General features: G+C 49.5%; 16 protein-coding genes. All 16 read left to right on the top strand.

Annotated elements, in window-relative coordinates; translation table 11 throughout:
* Window positions 1–82: 82 nt before the first annotated feature.
* The 16 genes from bshC (at window position 83) to C792_RS0105560 (ending at window position 15856) form a co-directional block, all read left to right on the top strand.
* On the top strand, window positions 83–1666 hold the full coding sequence (bshC, locus tag C792_RS0105485) for a bacillithiol biosynthesis cysteine-adding enzyme BshC (protein WP_017548448.1): 1584 nt from the start codon (window positions 83–85) through the stop codon (window positions 1664–1666).
* A gap of 144 nt (window positions 1667–1810) precedes the next feature.
* On the top strand, window positions 1811–2242 hold the full coding sequence (gene mraZ, locus C792_RS0105490) for a division/cell wall cluster transcriptional repressor MraZ (protein WP_017548449.1): 432 nt from the start codon (window positions 1811–1813) through the stop codon (window positions 2240–2242).
* 11 nt (window positions 2243–2253) lie between these two features.
* Window positions 2254–3183, top strand: coding sequence for a 16S rRNA (cytosine(1402)-N(4))-methyltransferase RsmH (gene rsmH, locus C792_RS0105495; protein WP_017548450.1), 930 nt, complete (start codon window positions 2254–2256; stop codon window positions 3181–3183).
* A gap of 11 nt (window positions 3184–3194) precedes the next feature.
* Complete coding sequence (ftsL, locus tag C792_RS0105500; RefSeq protein ID WP_017548451.1) at window positions 3195–3575, top strand: cell division protein FtsL; 381 nt, start codon at window positions 3195–3197, stop codon at window positions 3573–3575.
* The gene (locus C792_RS0105505; protein ID WP_026090245.1) at window positions 3562–5712 is read left to right on the top strand and encodes a penicillin-binding transpeptidase domain-containing protein; all 2151 of its coding nucleotides are present in this window, start codon (window positions 3562–3564) and stop codon (window positions 5710–5712) included. The genes ftsL and C792_RS0105505 overlap by 14 nt, the downstream gene beginning before the upstream one ends.
* Window positions 5713–5723: 11 nt before the next feature.
* Complete coding sequence (gene mraY, locus C792_RS0105510) at window positions 5724–6701, top strand: phospho-N-acetylmuramoyl-pentapeptide-transferase (RefSeq protein ID WP_017548453.1); 978 nt, start codon at window positions 5724–5726, stop codon at window positions 6699–6701.
* Window positions 6702–8042 (top strand): UDP-N-acetylmuramoyl-L-alanine--D-glutamate ligase, encoded by a 1341-nt coding sequence (gene murD / locus C792_RS0105515; protein ID WP_017548454.1) that lies wholly within the window; start codon window positions 6702–6704, stop codon window positions 8040–8042.
* Between the two features lie 17 nt (window positions 8043–8059).
* Complete coding sequence (locus tag C792_RS0105520) at window positions 8060–9292, top strand: cell division protein FtsQ/DivIB (protein WP_017548455.1); 1233 nt, start codon at window positions 8060–8062, stop codon at window positions 9290–9292.
* 113 nt (window positions 9293–9405) lie between these two features.
* On the top strand, window positions 9406–10866 hold the full coding sequence (ftsA, locus tag C792_RS0105525) for a cell division protein FtsA (protein WP_017548456.1): 1461 nt from the start codon (window positions 9406–9408) through the stop codon (window positions 10864–10866).
* Between the two features lie 26 nt (window positions 10867–10892).
* The gene (gene ftsZ / locus C792_RS0105530) at window positions 10893–12032 is read left to right on the top strand and encodes a cell division protein FtsZ (protein WP_017548457.1); all 1140 of its coding nucleotides are present in this window, start codon (window positions 10893–10895) and stop codon (window positions 12030–12032) included.
* Window positions 12033–12088: 56 nt separating this feature from the next.
* Window positions 12089–12862: a purine nucleoside phosphorylase YfiH/LACC1 family protein gene (locus C792_RS0105535; protein WP_040608717.1), complete on the top strand. Its 774-nt coding sequence runs from the start codon at window positions 12089–12091 to the stop codon at window positions 12860–12862.
* Window positions 12863–12866: 4 nt separating this feature from the next.
* On the top strand, window positions 12867–13508 hold the full coding sequence (locus C792_RS0105540) for a YggS family pyridoxal phosphate-dependent enzyme (protein WP_017548459.1): 642 nt from the start codon (window positions 12867–12869) through the stop codon (window positions 13506–13508).
* A gap of 5 nt (window positions 13509–13513) precedes the next feature.
* Window positions 13514–14113: a cell division protein SepF gene (locus tag C792_RS15090; protein WP_017548460.1), complete on the top strand. Its 600-nt coding sequence runs from the start codon at window positions 13514–13516 to the stop codon at window positions 14111–14113.
* Window positions 14114–14124: 11 nt separating this feature from the next.
* Complete coding sequence (locus tag C792_RS0105550; protein ID WP_017548461.1) at window positions 14125–14430, top strand: YggT family protein; 306 nt, start codon at window positions 14125–14127, stop codon at window positions 14428–14430.
* A gap of 112 nt (window positions 14431–14542) precedes the next feature.
* Entirely contained in the window at window positions 14543–15325 is a 783-nt protein-coding gene (locus C792_RS0105555) for a YlmH family RNA-binding protein (RefSeq protein WP_017548462.1), read from the top strand.
* A 21-nt stretch (window positions 15326–15346) separates the two neighbouring features.
* On the top strand, window positions 15347–15856 hold the full coding sequence (locus C792_RS0105560; protein ID WP_017548463.1) for a DivIVA domain-containing protein: 510 nt from the start codon (window positions 15347–15349) through the stop codon (window positions 15854–15856).
* The last annotated feature ends 158 nt before the right edge of the window (window positions 15857–16014 follow it).

The following is a 16014-nucleotide window of genomic DNA, read 5'->3' on the forward strand; positions in this document are numbered from 1 at the left end:
AGTTCTCTGAAATCATTCAATTGTTTTATAAGCATATAGTATTTATAATTAGATTAGCATATTTTGATGAAGGAGTTTGGTTATGGAGATCGAATGTATGGACTTCCAGCAGGATCGCTTTACACAGCGTTTCAACGAGGGGGATGAATCCCTGCTTAAATATTACCAGGGCCTCTCCTATGACAAGGAGAGCATCGATACTGTGCTCGGGAGACCTGTACATAAGCATACAGAGGAGCTTGCCGGCATAATCAGGAGCGAAATGTCGCCATATGGACTGAGCAGGTCCCAGGAAGATAATATAGAAAGACTGGGGAAAGGGCAGCGTGTGGTCATCGGCGGCCAGCAGGCGGGCCTTTTTATGAGTCCGGCATATATCATCCACAAGATCATCACCCTCCTGGTGCTGGTCGAGGAAATAAAGAAAGACCATGGCTACGAGGCAGTTCCCGTATTCTGGGTAGCCGGTGAGGACCATGATTTTGAAGAGGTGAACCATACACATATATATGACGGCGACCACAGAAGGAAGCGCAAAATATCATATAAGCCGAATCTCTCGGTGCCGATGAGCCTCGGGTTCTACAAGTATGATAAGGCCGAGATGAAAAGGGTCCTGTACAGGATTGCAGAAAGCTGCGGTGATTCAGATTTCCTGAAAGGCAAAAAGGACGAAGTCGAGAGGATGATAGAGTCGAACGACTACTGGACGGAACTTTTCCACGCGCTCGTCCATGATACATTCAAAGATGAAGGGCTGCTCATATTCAATGCCCACTCAAAGAAGGTCCGCCAGCTTGAGATTCCCATGTTCGAGGCGATGATCCAAAGACGCAAGGAGATGGATGCCGCCTTCAGGGAAGGGCAGGCTGCCTTCGACAGGGAAGCGGGCATAGACAGGATGATAGAAACGGACACGAATGTTCACTTGTTCACCGGTTCCGAGTACACTCGTACATTGCTGACATATGAAGAAGGCAGATTCATCTCGGACGAGGCTCCGGCAGACGAGCGGGAACTTATGAGACGTCTCGGGGAAACGCCGGAAACGTTCAGCAACAATGTTGTGACCCGGCCGCTCATGCAGGAGATGCTCTTCAATACCCTTATTTTTGCAGGCGGCGGTGCAGAGGTGAAATACTGGGGTGAACTCCATAAAGTGTTTGAAACATTCGATGTGCCGATGCCGATCGTCTTGAAACGTATGGAGATTGTCCACGAAGACATGCGGATTGAAAAGCTCAAGGACGAGTATGGGCTGGCGCTTTCTGCCGGAATGCCCGATGATATTGGAAGAAGCAAGGAGGCGCTCATCGAATCGCATACCGACATCGCCTTCCTCGATGAAGTGGAGGAAATCGGGGGAAGGCTGGCCCGGGACTACACCGACCTCAAAGAAAAGGAGGGAGGGCAGTACCGGCAGCTTATAGAAGCGAATATGAAGGCGCACCAGAAGCAGCTGGACTACCTCAAAAGGAGATATCAGCTCACAGTCCGACGCAGTCTGCGCCGGCAATTGAATGACCTTGACGAAGTGGCGGAGAAACTGATGCCGGGCGGTGCGCTTCAGGAACGTGTGTATCATCCATGGATGTTCCAGGGACACACCCCCACTCTCCCTCCACTTTCATACACAACGCAGCTTACAGTCATAAAAACATTGTAATGACGGTTGTTAAAGACAGTTCTTCCAAAGTCGGAAGAACTGTCTTTTTTATTGTCTGAGAATAAAATAAGACGAACGGCATAGAAATTGTGGTATGAAGTGGGGAGATGTGGTAAATTATTTATAGAGGCGGAGGTGATGGACATGTTCATGGGAGAATTCAGGCACCAGCTCGATACAAAAGGAAGAATGATTGTTCCGAGCAGGTTCCGTGACGAATTGAAAGAACAGTTCATCATCACTCGTGGTCTTGATAAATGCCTGTTTGGATATACTATGGATGAATGGGCAAAGATCGAAGAGAAAATGAAGGCATTGCCGCTGACCAAAAAAGACGCAAGAAAATTCATGAGGCTGTTCTTTTCGGGTGCAACAGCTGTGGAGCTTGACAAACAGGGCAGGATCAATATCCCCCAGAACCTGAGGGATTACGCAGGATTGACAAAGGAATGCACGGTCATCGGCGTTTCCGGACGTATTGAAATCTGGGATTCTGCGGAGTGGGACGCTTTCTATGATGAATCCGAAGAGAATTTTGAAAACATTGCAGAAGATTTAATCGACTTTGATCTATAGGGTGTGAAAGAATGTTCAGGCACGAAACCGTTCTATTGGAAGAAACAGTGGATGGACTGGATGTACATCCGGAGGGTATCTATGTGGATGCCACCCTGGGCGGCGGAGGCCACTCCGAATATCTTCTTGACAAGCTGACAACAGGCAGGCTGATTGCATTCGACCAGGATGCGACGGCCATAAAGAATGCTGAGGGGAAATTCAGGGGACGGGAAAATCTGACGCTGATCCATTCCAATTTTGAAAATCTGCAGGAAGAACTCGACAGGATAAATGTACATAAAATTGATGGTATTTTATACGATCTCGGGGTATCGAGCCCGCAGTTCGATGTAACAGAACGGGGGTTCAGCCATTCCAGGGAAGCGAGGCTGGATATGAGGATGGACCAGAGCCGTGACCTCGATGCACATGAAATAGTCAACAGCTATTCATATGAACAGCTCGTCAGCATCTTTTTCCGATACGGAGAGGAGAAGTTCTCCAAAAAGATTGCGAGAGAAATAGAGCGCAGGCGGGCTGAAGCTCCGATTGAGACGACCACAGAGCTGACTGAAATAATCAAATCGCAGATTCCGCATAAGTTCAGAAGAACGGGCGGGCATCCTGCCAAACGTGTTTTCCAGGCACTGCGCATTGCAGTGAATGACGAACTCGGTGTGTTTGAACGTTCGCTTGAACAGGCGATAGAGCTCCTCGATAAAGGCGGAAGGGTCTCTGTCATAACGTTCCATTCGCTGGAAGACAGAATATGCAAACAGATGTTCATGGAATATGAGAAGGGTCCGGATCTGCCAAGGAACATGCCGGTGGTGCCGGAGGAATACCAGCCAATCTTAAAGCGGGTCAACAGAAAGCCGATCACGGCTGAAGCCGGGGCGGTCGAGGATAATCCGCGTGCAAGAAGCGCGAAGTTGCGAGTAGCAGAGAAACAGAGGTAGGGAGTGTTATCATGGCGGTAGAAAGTTATAGACGTAATGTCATGCCTGAGCCCCAGGTTGAACCGAAGACCCGGGAAAAATCCGGCACGAGGACCAGGACACGTGTCGTAAGCCTGAAAAAGGCGGAGACCCTGGTATATTTGGCACTGTTTGTTTTGATTGCGGCTGCTGCGATTTTTGTGCTATCTTTAAAAATGGAAGCCTATGAGCTGCAGACTGAAAAGGCCCAGCTTGAAAATGAAATTGCAATCAAGGAAGGCGAGATCAGCGAACTCAGGACGGAAGTGACGGACCTTGCATCCTACGACAGAATATATGAAAAGGCAAATGAACTCGGGCTCGATCTGAACAATGGAAATGTAAAGGTTGCTGAGAAGTATGGCAAGGATTAGATTCAAGCTTGGCGATAAAACAAAAAGACTATCTGTCGGTGCGCTCCTAATTTATCTTGGTATAGGAGTGCTTTTTGTTTGCATATTTTGGCAATTCAGCTATTTAATGATTGTCAAAACACTGGATGACGAAGATCTGGTGGCACACGGGCAGGACAAATTTTCACGTTCTGCCGAAATGGAGTCCGAACGCGGACAAATAACCGACAGGGAAGGGAACGTGCTTGCGAGCGACATGGAATCCTACCGTCTGGCGCTCATAACAGACTCTGACTATCCGAATCATGTCACGGATCCGGAAAAAGCGGCTGAAACACTTGCCGGTGTGATAGATATGGAACAAAAGGATATCGAAGCCCGTATCAAAGAGGGAATTGACAAGGAGCAGTTCCAGGTGGAATTCGGCAGGGAAGGCAGGGACCTTTCCTATAATCAGAAGAAGACGCTCGAGGAATCCGGGACCGCCGGGCTGGTCTTCGTACCTGAGACGAGGCGTTTCTACCCGAACGGTGACTTTGCCTCCCATCTCATCGGCTACGCTGAAGAGAGCGGCGGGGGCGATGAACTTTCGGGTCAGGTGGGTCTCGAGCGTGCCTATGACGATGTTTTAAACGGTCAGGACGGCACAATAGACTATACACAGGACCTGTGGGGGTATATCGTTCCGAATAGTGATACGGTGAAGCCGCCGCAAGACGGAGCAAATATGAAACTGACCATCGATTCGAACATCCAGCTCTACCTGGAGGATTCACTGGATACCATGGAAGAGCATTTTGAACCGGAGGAACTTTTCGCAGTTGTTGCCGATGCAGAATCGGGAGAGATTCTTGCGAGCGGACAGCGGCCTTCATTCAACCCGCGGACGCGTGAAGGATTCGGCAACAGCTGGTTGAACATGCTCTATCAGTACTCTTTCGAGCCTGGTTCCACGTTCAAGGTGTTCGGCCTGGCGGCTGCCATTGCAGAAGGGGAATATGATCCGAATGCGACGTATGAATCCGGTTCCTATGATGTGGACGGGCATACCATCTACGATTGGCAGAAAGAAGGGTGGGGCAATATTACCTACAACCAGGGGATGCAATATTCATCCAATGCACTGATGATGCTTCTGCAGGATAGAGTTGGTGAAGAGAAGATGCTCGAATACTACAGGAAATTCGGATTCGGCGAACCGACGGGATCGGAATTTCCCAATGAACCATCCGGCATCCTCGCCTGGGACAATGAACTTCAGAGAAAAACCACTGCCTTCGGTCAGAGTTCCACAGTCACCCCGATACAGATGATCCAGGGAATGACTGCGATATTGAACGGTGGAAAGATGAAGAAGCCGTACGTCGTTGATGAAATCACCGACCCTGAAACGGGTGAAGTAATCCATGACGGTAAAGAGACGGCCGTGCGTCAGGTCATTCCGAAAGAAGCGGCCGACAAGACGCAGGAAGAGATCAATACATTCGTCGGCGGTTCGGAAGACCATAATTCACAATACCTGCTGGATGATTACGAAGTTGCCGGCAAGTCCGGAACGGCACAGATCATCGATCCCGAGGGCGGCGGCTATATGGACGGCGATTACGAATTCCTGACGTCATTCCTCGGCTATGCTCCGGAGGATGACCCTGAGGTGATTGTCTACTACGGCATCAAACTTGCAAGCAAGAATAAATCCGATACATGGGATTATGGTGTCATGCACGGATTCAATCCGTTGATGGAACGCACTCTGAAATACCTTGAAGTGGAAGGTGCGGATGATGGTGAAGGCGGAGAAGCTGTTGAAGTCGGTGATTATACCGGACGGCAGCTATCTGAAGCAGAGCCGGCGGCCGAGGATACGATCCAGACGATCATCACCGGTGACGGCAAAGAGATTGTCGACCATTATCCGAAAAATGATACACTATTGCCATATGATACATTCTTTGTCAAAACGGATGGTGAACAGCTGATGCCTGATCTTCAGGGATTGTCGAAGCGGGAGGCACTGATGTTTGGCGAATTCATGGGAATCGATGTGTCAGTTGAAGGCGAAGGCTTCATCCAGGAGCAATCCGTCAAACCGGGTACACCGATTGATGGAGAGACATCGCTGGAGCTGACACTGTCATCGAATGACCCGAATGATTAGAGGAGGAAAAAATGTTTACACTACTACCATTATCTATTTTAGGGCTGGCTGCATTCATACTGACTGCTGTGCTCGTGCCGTTTTCCCTGCCGATCCTGAAGCGGTTGAAGTTCGGCCAGTCCATCAGGGAGGAAGGGCCAAAGAGCCATCAGGTCAAGACCGGCACGCCCACGATGGGCGGCCTGACATACCTGGTTCCAATGCTCGCGCTCGCGCTCATATCCCTGCTGTTTGCCGACGATGCCTATAAGATGCTTGTACTGATCATCGTCACTGTCGGTTTCGGCCTGATCGGGTTCATCGATGACTACATCATCGTTGTCAAAAAAGACAACACCGGCCTGACTTCTAGGCAGAAGTTCCTGGCACAGATAGCCGTCTCCGTCATCGTCTATTTCATACTTACATTTGCGATTCCGGACATTTCTCCTGCAGTCCATATTCCTGGCACAGGCATAAATATTCCGCTCGGAGTCCTGTTCATAGTATGGATTGTATTCTGGCAGGTCGGGTTCTCCAATGCTGTGAATCTGACAGACGGACTCGATGGCCTTGCAACAGGACTTTCGATCATTGCTTCCGCAAGCTTCCTCGCCATTGCACTGATGCGCGGGGAGATGGCTGTTGCGATTTTTTTGACCATCATGATCGGAGCACTGGCCGGATTCCTGCTGTTCAATAAATATCCGGCGAAGCTGTTCATGGGTGATACCGGCTCACTTGCCCTCGGCGGGATCATCGCGACTGTCTCCATCATGCTGAATGACAGTCTGCTGCTCCTCATCATCGGCATTGTGTTCGTCATCGAGACGGCATCTGTAATGCTGCAGGTTGCATCATTCAAACTGACGGGCAAAAGGATATTCAAAATGACGCCGATCCATCATCATTTCGAGCTCACCGGCTGGAGCGAATGGAAGATTGTCATCGTTTTCTGGGTGACAGGTGCAGTTTGCGGTGTAATCGGTGTATTGCTGGGGGCGCTCTAAATGGAAAAATATGACGGCTTCAAAAACAAGAGAGTGATTGTTCTGGGTTACGGCAGAAGCGGGCGGAGTGCTGTTTCTTCACTCGTGTCGCTCGGTGCGGATATTGTCCTTACAACCAATGAAGTACTTGCCGATGAGCGCCTCAGGCAGACGATGAAAGGGTGGGGCGTTGAAATTGTAGACGGCCATCATCCATCGAGTCTCCTGAACGATGCACAGCTTATCGTAAAAAATCCGGGGATCCCCTACGATATAGAGTTCCTTCAGGAAGCTGAAAAAAGAGGCATTCCGATCATAACGGAAGTCGAGATTGCCGGACATATTTCAGAGGCACCGATCATCGGCATTACAGGTACAAACGGCAAGACGACCGTGACCCATCTGATAGGGGAAATGCTGACTCATTCGGGCCTCAGTCCGATCCTTTGCGGTAACATCGGCTATCCGGCCACAAGTGCCGCAAAAGAGGCGGACGGAAATGATATTCTCGTAATGGAGCTTTCTTCATTCCAGCTTATGGGAATCATGGATTTCAAGCCGGATACAGCAGTCATCACCAACATATACAAAGCGCATATCGATTATCACGGATCGGTGGAGGCGTATGAAGCGGCGAAACTCAATCTTCTGAGGAATATGGGGGAAGATGACAGACTGGTTTTCAACGGCATGCAGAAGGGAAAACTCGACAGGCTTGACCACGCCATCGATGTTGAATTCTTCTCGATTGAAGGTGATGCAGCTGCCTGTATAAAGGACGGAAAGATTACCTATAAGGACAGACCGCTCATCCATGTGGATGATGTGAAGCTTTTGGGTGGCCATAACCATGAAAATATACTGGCTGCGGTAATCGCTGCAAAAATGCACGGGGCGACTGATGAAGGAATTGTAAAGACGCTCACCACCTTCGGAGGTATCCCGCACAGGATGGAGTATCTGGGTGCTGTCGGCGGGACCGATTATTACAATGACTCCAAGGCGACCAATAATCTGGCTACATCATTTGCGCTTAAGACATTCAAATCGCCTGTAATTTGGATTGCCGGAGGATTGGACAGGGGCCAGTCACTCGATGAACTCATTCCCCGCATGGAACGTGTCAGGACGATTATCACGTTCGGTGAAACGAAGGATAAATTCATTGCGCTGGCCGACAGGACAAACAAGGAAATTCTGACCGTGGAAAATCCATATGATGCAGCCGGACTTGCTTCATGCATAAGCGGTCCGGGGGATACGGTACTGTTTTCCCCTGCCTGCGCAAGCTGGGATCAATACAAAGATTATGAAGCACGGGGCGATCATTTCAAAGAAGGCTTCAGTAATTTGGAAGACTGAAATCAGGAGGTGAGCCGATGGAAGAACGTCCGGATATCAATGACCTGAAAAAAAGACTGAAAGATGACCGCACGGAAGGTAAGGACGAGCATGAAGATATGCTGAGGGCGCGTCTTGAAGGCGAACCCAATGAAGATGCTGCAGCGCCCGGGGAGGAACCTGGAGCCCCTGCTGAAATGGAGAAGGCAGGAAATGACAATCCAACAGCCGCTGCAGAAACTGAAACCGCAAGCCAGTATGAACAGGAAGAAGCCGAAGAGGGCTCAGATGAGATAGAGACATTCACCAGGGACGGCAAGCCGATTTCCGTCGATACCTACAACCGGACCGATGATGAAAAGGAAAAACATCGAACGGGACAAAAAGCGCGCCGTTTCGAAAAAACGGCAGCGAAAGAAAAAGTGAAAAAAGAGAGGAAACCTCTGAAGTCGTATTTCAGGAAGCCGAAGCGTGTACATGTCTATACGGGATTGATCATACTGGCTCTCATGATGTTCGGCGTGCTCGTCTGGTATGTTTTTTCCGATGCAAGTTCGGTCAAGGAAGTCAGTATTTCCGGCAACAGCCTGATCAATGATGAGGAGATTGCCGAAAGGCTGCAGTTTTCAGAAGGTGACAAGATGTTCAGCATCAATACAGACCGGGCGGAAGAGAACATTGCCCTTCTGCCTGCGATAGAGGAAGTCCATGTGGCGCGTTCCTGGTGGAACGGCGTGGATGTGAACATTTCAGAATACAGGCCACTCGGTTATGTCACCAACGACACAAACTACTACCCGGTCCTTGAAAATGCCAGGGTGCTGCGCGGTTATCCGGCACCGCCGAATGAGGCCCCCATCCTCCATTATTTCGAAGGTGAGGAATTTGACGCCCTGGTGGAAAGTCTGGGTAAAATCGACCCTTCGATACTTGGCGGAATATCGGAAATCTATTACCGTCCGTCTGAACAGTCATCTACACGGATCCATATGTTCATGAATGACGGGCAGGAAATTGTGGCCGACTATCGTACAATCGACAGCAAGATGAACTATTATATCGGCATGCGCGAAGAGATAGGCGACAGCAAAGAGGGTGTAATCGATCTTGAGATAGGCAGCAGTTTCCTGCCGTATGACAGTGCGGAGGCGGAAGATATAAAGCAGGGCATCTATGAAACGCCGGTCCAGGCGCAGTATATAGAAAATGTGAGTGGCTCTCTTGGCAATGTGAAGGAAGTATTGTCCGGTTTCGGGGACGGGGATGAGTGATTCCCCGTCCATTTTTTTACTGGACTATTCCCCCTAAATAGTTCACAATATATAAGGTATAATGTAAACTGTATATAGAGAAAACTGAAAAAGCTTGCTAGGAGGCAGACGAGTTGAAGGAACATTATTATGTCGCCCTTGATATCGGTTCCACCAGTGTCAAAGCGGTGGTCGGTGAAAAATTCCATGATGGTGTGAACGTCATCGGTACCGGTCAGACCTTCACTGATGGGATTTCCAGGGGAATGATCAAAGATTTTGAACTGGCAAGAAATGCTATAAAGGATACTATTAAAAAGGCGAAGATTTCATCAGGGATTGAAATTGATGAAGTCTTTCTTAAAATGCCGATAACCGGCACGGAGTTCAGGACTGGTGAAGAGGAACTACGTTTCGGTGGAAACTCCACGGAAATCACCGGGGAGCATATCGAAGAGCTCCTTGAAACGATCAGGGAGCGTGAGATGCACAGTGACAAAGAGGTCATCACTGTCTTCCCTAATTACTTCAGAGTGGATGATCTGCATGAAGTGGCCGATCCGAAGGAAATGATGGCAACCCAGTCGCTGTATGTGAATGCAGGCATCATACTAATCAACAGGTCACTACTGATGAATGCAGTCAAATGCGTTGAAGACTCGGGTCTGACCGTCCTGGATGTATACTCTGATGCTGTGAACTATCAGCATGTCCTGAGTGAATCCGAAGTTGAACTCGGTGGAGCGGTCATTGATATCGGCGCCGACCTGACCCAGTTCGGCTACTATGAGCGTGGTGCATTGAAATTTGCAGGCAGCCTTCCTGTCGGCGGCAGCCATATTACAAATGATTTGTCGGAGGCTTTCAATACACCGTTCGAAGTTGCGGAGAAAGTGAAGCACCAGTACGGTCATGCATTCTTCGACCTCGCTTCGGATGAAGATATCGTCAGACTTCCCCAGAGGGACGGAGAGCCTGATGTCGAGGTTACCCCGAAGGATCTGGCGGATATCATCGAACTCAGACTCGAAGAGATGCTTCTTGATGTATTCGCAGAACTTCAGACAGCCGGCATTACAAGAGTGAGCGGCGGATTCATAGTCACAGGCGGGACTGTCAACCTTCTCGGAGTCAAAGAACTTCTCCAGGACCTCGTAAGCGAAAAGATCAGGATCCATATTCCCAAACAGATGGGGGCAAGAAAGCCTGAATATACGAGCGCCATTTCAACCATATCCAGTGGAATAATGTTTGATGAACTACTTGAGTATGTTACAATTGATAATTATGAGACGGAGCCTGAGGAAGCTGTCGGGGAAACGCCGGCAGAGGATTCCGGGAGCTTCTTTACGGGACTGTTCAATAAGCGTAAGGAAAACAATGCCCGTCAGCTGGAGGAGGAAACTGATCAGTACTCCTACGATGGAGAAAGTGCCGAAACATCCGAGAAGGATGAAGAATATTCCGATTACGCTTATGAAGATGACCGGCCGGATGAACCTGTCACGAGAAGTGATGAGGAAACAAAACGGCCGGATAAACCCAAGGACTACCGTGGATATATGAAAAAATTATTTAAAAATCTGTTCGAGTAAGATGAATGACTGGGAGGAAAAATAAAATGTTAGAATTTGAGCAAGGTTTCAACCATATGGCTTCGTTGAAAGTCATCGGCGTAGGGGGCGGCGGAAACAACGCCGTCAACCGCATGATTGATGACGGCATGCAGAATGTGGAGTTCATCGCCATCAATACTGACGGACAGGCGCTGAATCTTTCAAAAGCTGAATCCAAAATCCAGGTCGGTGAAAAACTGACACGCGGTCTCGGTGCGGGCGCCAATCCGGATATCGGTAAAAAGGCGGCTGAGGAATCCCGTGAACAGATCGAAGATGCAATCCAAGGAGCGGACATGGTGTTCGTCACTGCCGGAATGGGCGGTGGAACAGGTACGGGGGCAGCACCGGTTGTAGCAAAGATTGCAAAAGAGATGGGTGCGCTTACTGTCGGTGTCGTTACAAGGCCGTTCTCATTCGAGGGAAGAAAACGCCAGACACAGGCAGCGGCGGGTGTAGATGCAATGAAGGCGTCAGTGGATACACTGATTGTCATCCCGAACGACAGGCTCCTAGATATCGTTGATAAATCCACGCCGATGATGGAAGCTTTCAAAGAAGCGGATAACGTACTCCGTCAGGGTGTACAGGGCATCTCCGACCTCATCGCTGTAAGCGGTGAAGTCAACCTCGATTTCGCAGATGTCAAGACGATCATGACGAACCAGGGTTCCGCACTCATGGGAATCGGTGTATCAAGTGGTGAAAACCGTGCAATCGAAGCGGCCAAAAAAGCCATTTCAAGCCCGCTCCTTGAAACATCGATCGTCGGTGCGCAGGGCGTTCTTATGAACATCACAGGCGGAGAGTCACTCTCGCTGTTCGAAGCCCAGGAATCCGCAGACATTGTACAGGATGCGGCAGATGAAGATGTGAACATGATCTTCGGTACAGTGATCAATCCTGAACTCGAGGATGAAATCGTGGTTACGGTCATTGCGACCGGCTTCAACGAAAAATCCGTAAACAGAACACCTGAAAGAGAAGAAAAACGGGATTCTGTTTCATCTCCGACCTCCCAGAGAGTCGATGATACACCGCCGTCACGACCGGCGCGTGAACCTGAAAGAAGCACTCCGGAAACGAAAGATGAAGACTACGAAGTGCCGACATTCCTTAGAAACCGTTCAAGACGCAGACGATAGAATAGAACTTAAGTCAGAAAGGCGAGCCTTTCTGACTTATTTTTTGAGGTGTGACGATGATGAATCTTGTAAACCACCGCCATCATGTCGGTTTTGAAAATCATGAAATATTGATGGGCTATACAAAAAGGGGAGGCGGCCGGAGCAATTATCCCAAGGACAGCTTCAACATGGCACTTTACATAGGTGACGAGGACAGAAATGTCCATTCACACCAGGATGCACTGGGTCAAGAAATCGGTTTTCCGCCTGAGGAATGGATACTGCCCATACAGAAACACGGCGGGAATATCCGGGAGGGCGGAACACAGGATGCAGGTGTGAATATAAGACGGCTGACCGGTGAACTTCATGATGTGGACGGCATATACACATATGATCCCCGCCTGCTGCTGACCATGAATTATGCAGATTGTGTGCCGGTCTATATGTGGAGCAGGAAAAACAGCTTTACCGCCCTGGTCCATGCAGGGTGGCGGGGGACATCACACAATATAACAGGCCGGATGGCTGGATATTATGACGGCGATCCTGCCGATCTGGAAGTTGTCATCGGTGTGGCGATCAACGGTTCCTGTTATACTGTGGATAATAAGGTCATCGATGCGCTGGAATCTGCCGGCCTGCCCGCATGGGCATTCGAGGCGCATCAGGGCGGGTTCGACCTGGATCTGAAGGCTGTGAACCGACATCAGGCGGTCATGGCAGGCGTGGATGCCCGCTCGGTGCATGTCACTGAAATTGGAACTGAAGAGACGGAGAAATTCTTCTCTTACCGTCTTGAGTCGGGCGACACAGGACGCGCCCTTGCATTCATCGGGAGGAAATAGATAAATGATCAGAGAGAATTACACACGTATCAAAGAGGAAACGGGTGATGATGCGACAATCATTGCCGTGACGAAATACCATACTGTCGAAGAGGCCCTGGAAGCTTATGATGCAGGTATACGGGATTTCGGCGAAAACCGTCCGGAAGGATTCCGCGAGAAACGGGAGGCGCTGCCCGCGGATGCAAATGTGCACTTCATAGGCACCCTCCAGTCGCGCAAAGTGAAACTGATTGCGGACGATCTTTATTACCTGCATTCGCTTGACCGTGAGTCGGTCGCAAAAAAAATTGAACAATACAGCGATCATACTGTAAAATGTTTTATACAAGTCAATGTCTCCGGCGAAGATTCAAAACACGGGCTTGCTCCGGCGGATGTCCCTGGATTCCTCGGTGCTCTCAGAGACTGCGAAAAGATCGAAGTCATCGGTCTGATGACCATGGCACCGAATACTGGAGACAGGCAGCTGATAGATGATGTTTTCAGGAGGCTTTCGGAGCTGAACCGGGAGCTTTCTGCGGAAAACGGCGGCAATATTCAGATCAGTGAGCTCAGCATGGGGATGAGCAATGACTATGACATTGCACTCCGCCATGGTGCGACCTTCGTCCGGATCGGCAGCAAAATTATGGGAAGCAGGTGAATGCCATGGCCATCAAGAAATTTTTTAAAGATATGTTCGTAGTGGAATACGAAGAAGACGTCCCGGCAGAAACTCAGGAGCCGGAGAAAAAGAAATCCCAGGCAAATCCAAAGGTGACCAGTTTTGAGCAATCAGCCAAAAAACGCCCAGCTCCTGTGGAAACTGAAAAAGACGGGGATAAGAAACAGGCGAAGGGCCAGGGTGCCAGGGAAAAGAAGATGACGGAAGGCACCCGGGGTCCCGACAGAAGAAAATCAGCTGCAGGGCGCCGGGAGAAAGACAAGAACACAATCAGGAACGAGAAGGAGACGAAACTGATGACGGCAGAAACGAGCAATACGAAAGTTTGTCTTTTCGAACCGAGGGTTTTTTCAGAAACACAGGATATTGCCGATGAGCTGAAGGCTGAACGTGCAGCACTTGTTAATCTGTCCAAAGTGGACCATGGTCCGAAGATGCGCATTGTCGATTTTCTGAGTGGAACGGTATATGCGCTTGACGGTGATATTCAGAAAGTCGGAAGCGACATCTTCCTGTGCACTCCGAACAGTGTAGGTGTAGAAGGGGAAATCAGCGGACAGAAAGACCACTCAGAAGAAATTTAAGGAGAGTTATTTTGGATAATCAATTAATCATTGAAATACTTTTGTTTATAAGGAACTTCATCAATACAGTATTCCCCATCTTCACATGGGGACTGATCATATACATTCTGAGTTCGTGGCTGCCGGCACTGCGTGAATCCGCGTTCGGCCGGATACTCGGGAAAATCTACGAACCGATATTGGAACCGGTCAGGAATCTGATCCCGCCTCTCGGAGGGATGCTCGACCTTTCCCCGATCATCCTTCTTATCGGGCTGAAATTATTCCAAAGCGGCCTGAACTCCATTTTCCAGGCGATCATCACGGCACTGGTCTGAACCGAATATGAGGTATGGGCGCCCGGGACGGATATGTCATGAATGCGTATCCCGGAGCGCCCAATTTTTATATGCAGCACGAGTATCAAAGTAGGATGGCGGAGGATGAATGATGAAAGAGATCTATCAGCATTTCAGGAAAGAAGAACATGATAGGATTACGATGCTGAACGGTAAGTTTGAAATAGCGTCCAGGGATTACTACCCGGTCCTCCTGGATTTCCTTGATCCCCGGGAGCGGAAGATTGTACGCAGTATCGCCGGTTCATATCCGGATCTGAGGGTCGAATTTTACGGCGGAGGCACAGGGGAGCGGGAACGTGAGCGTGCGATGATAATCCCGGAATTGCTCGAAGCAGCGAAGGATGACTTTGAGGTGCTGGTATTTGAAATAGGCTATCCCGAAAAATTCGTCACGCTGACCCACCGCAATGTTCTCGGCGCTGTCATGAATGTCGGACTCGACCGATCCCTCATTGGTGACATCATAACAGGGGACAGGATCCAGCTCGCAATCGCGGCACCCTATGCGCCGATGTTCGAAGAGACGCTCAGCAGGATAAAAAATGCACCGGTGACCCTCACCGAAATCCCCCATGAATCATTCATGGATCCTGTGGATGATGGAAAGAGCCACGTCATACTGTCGTCATCATTCAGGCTGGATACCGTCATTTCGGAGGTCATCAACGAAGGCAGGGCCAAGTCCAAAAGCCGCGTGGAGAAGGGCAGAGTGAAGGTGAATCATTCGATTGTTAACGAACCATCGTTTATAATGGAAACCGGCGATATCATATCGGTGAGGCACTTCGGCCGTTTTGTCATCGATTCCCTGATTGCAGAAACCAGGAAAGGGAAGTACCGCATTCTGGTTAGACTGTACAGAGACGGGTAAACACAAGTTGAGGTGAAGGATATGGATAGAGAGGAAGCGGTGAACAGGAAGTTCGCAACAGTATACCGCGGATTGGATGAAAAAGAGGTGCGCGACCACCTGAAAAGGCTGCAGGATGAAATTGAATCCCGTGAGGAGAAAATCAGGCAGCTTGAAGGTCTGCTTGATGACCGCGAGGAGAACCTGAACAGTTTCAGAAATGTCGAAACGAGCATCAACGAGGCAATCCTTACTGCCCAGCGTGCAGGGGATGAGACTAAGCGCATTGCCAGTGACCGTGCCGAAGAGATAGTTGCGGGGGCTTCGGCAGAACGCGAACGCATCATTGAGGATGCGATGGCACGCGCCCGTAACATAGCGTCACAGACAGAGGATATGAAACGGCAGTCCAAAGTTTTCAGGGCGAGGTTCAAAATGCTCGTCGAAGCACAGCTAGACCTTCTCAAATCGGAGGATTGGGACTATCTTCTCGATTTTGAGCAGAATCAGGCACACCGGCTGGACGACAGGGAGCCGGGGTCCGGCGAATGACATATTGACGGATTGTCAAATATTTAGCATAATAATAGTATTGTTAGACATGCAGGCGTCATTGAGTGATACCAGCGACCGGAGGATGGTGAGAGCTCCGGCTCAGGGTGACGGTGCTGATATCACTAATGATGTATTTGAATATACTGGACAAGTGG

It is taken from the genome of Salinicoccus carnicancri Crm, assembly GCF_000330705.1.
Taxonomy (GTDB): Bacteria; Bacillota; Bacilli; order Staphylococcales; family Salinicoccaceae; genus Salinicoccus; species Salinicoccus carnicancri.

Coding starts and splice junctions, on each gene's coding strand:
- rsmH (WP_017548450.1), top strand. CDS start 2,254: ATGTTCAGGCACGAAACCGTTCTATTGGAAGAAACAGTGGATGGACTG.
- C792_RS0105520 (WP_017548455.1), top strand. CDS start 8,060: ATGGAAGAACGTCCGGATATCAATGACCTGAAAAAAAGACTGAAAGAT.
- C792_RS15090 (WP_017548460.1), top strand. CDS start 13,514: ATGGCCATCAAGAAATTTTTTAAAGATATGTTCGTAGTGGAATACGAA.
- C792_RS0105555 (WP_017548462.1), top strand. CDS start 14,543: ATGAAAGAGATCTATCAGCATTTCAGGAAAGAAGAACATGATAGGATT.
- mraY (WP_017548453.1), top strand. CDS start 5,724: ATGTTTACACTACTACCATTATCTATTTTAGGGCTGGCTGCATTCATA.
- C792_RS0105540 (WP_017548459.1), top strand. CDS start 12,867: ATGATCAGAGAGAATTACACACGTATCAAAGAGGAAACGGGTGATGAT.
- ftsL (WP_017548451.1), top strand. CDS start 3,195: ATGGCGGTAGAAAGTTATAGACGTAATGTCATGCCTGAGCCCCAGGTT.
- ftsZ (WP_017548457.1), top strand. CDS start 10,893: ATGTTAGAATTTGAGCAAGGTTTCAACCATATGGCTTCGTTGAAAGTC.
- murD (WP_017548454.1), top strand. CDS start 6,702: ATGGAAAAATATGACGGCTTCAAAAACAAGAGAGTGATTGTTCTGGGT.
- C792_RS0105535 (WP_040608717.1), top strand. CDS start 12,089: ATGATGAATCTTGTAAACCACCGCCATCATGTCGGTTTTGAAAATCAT.
- C792_RS0105560 (WP_017548463.1), top strand. CDS start 15,347: ATGGATAGAGAGGAAGCGGTGAACAGGAAGTTCGCAACAGTATACCGC.
- mraZ (WP_017548449.1), top strand. CDS start 1,811: ATGTTCATGGGAGAATTCAGGCACCAGCTCGATACAAAAGGAAGAATG.
- bshC (WP_017548448.1), top strand. CDS start 83: ATGGAGATCGAATGTATGGACTTCCAGCAGGATCGCTTTACACAGCGT.
- C792_RS0105505 (WP_026090245.1), top strand. CDS start 3,562: ATGGCAAGGATTAGATTCAAGCTTGGCGATAAAACAAAAAGACTATCT.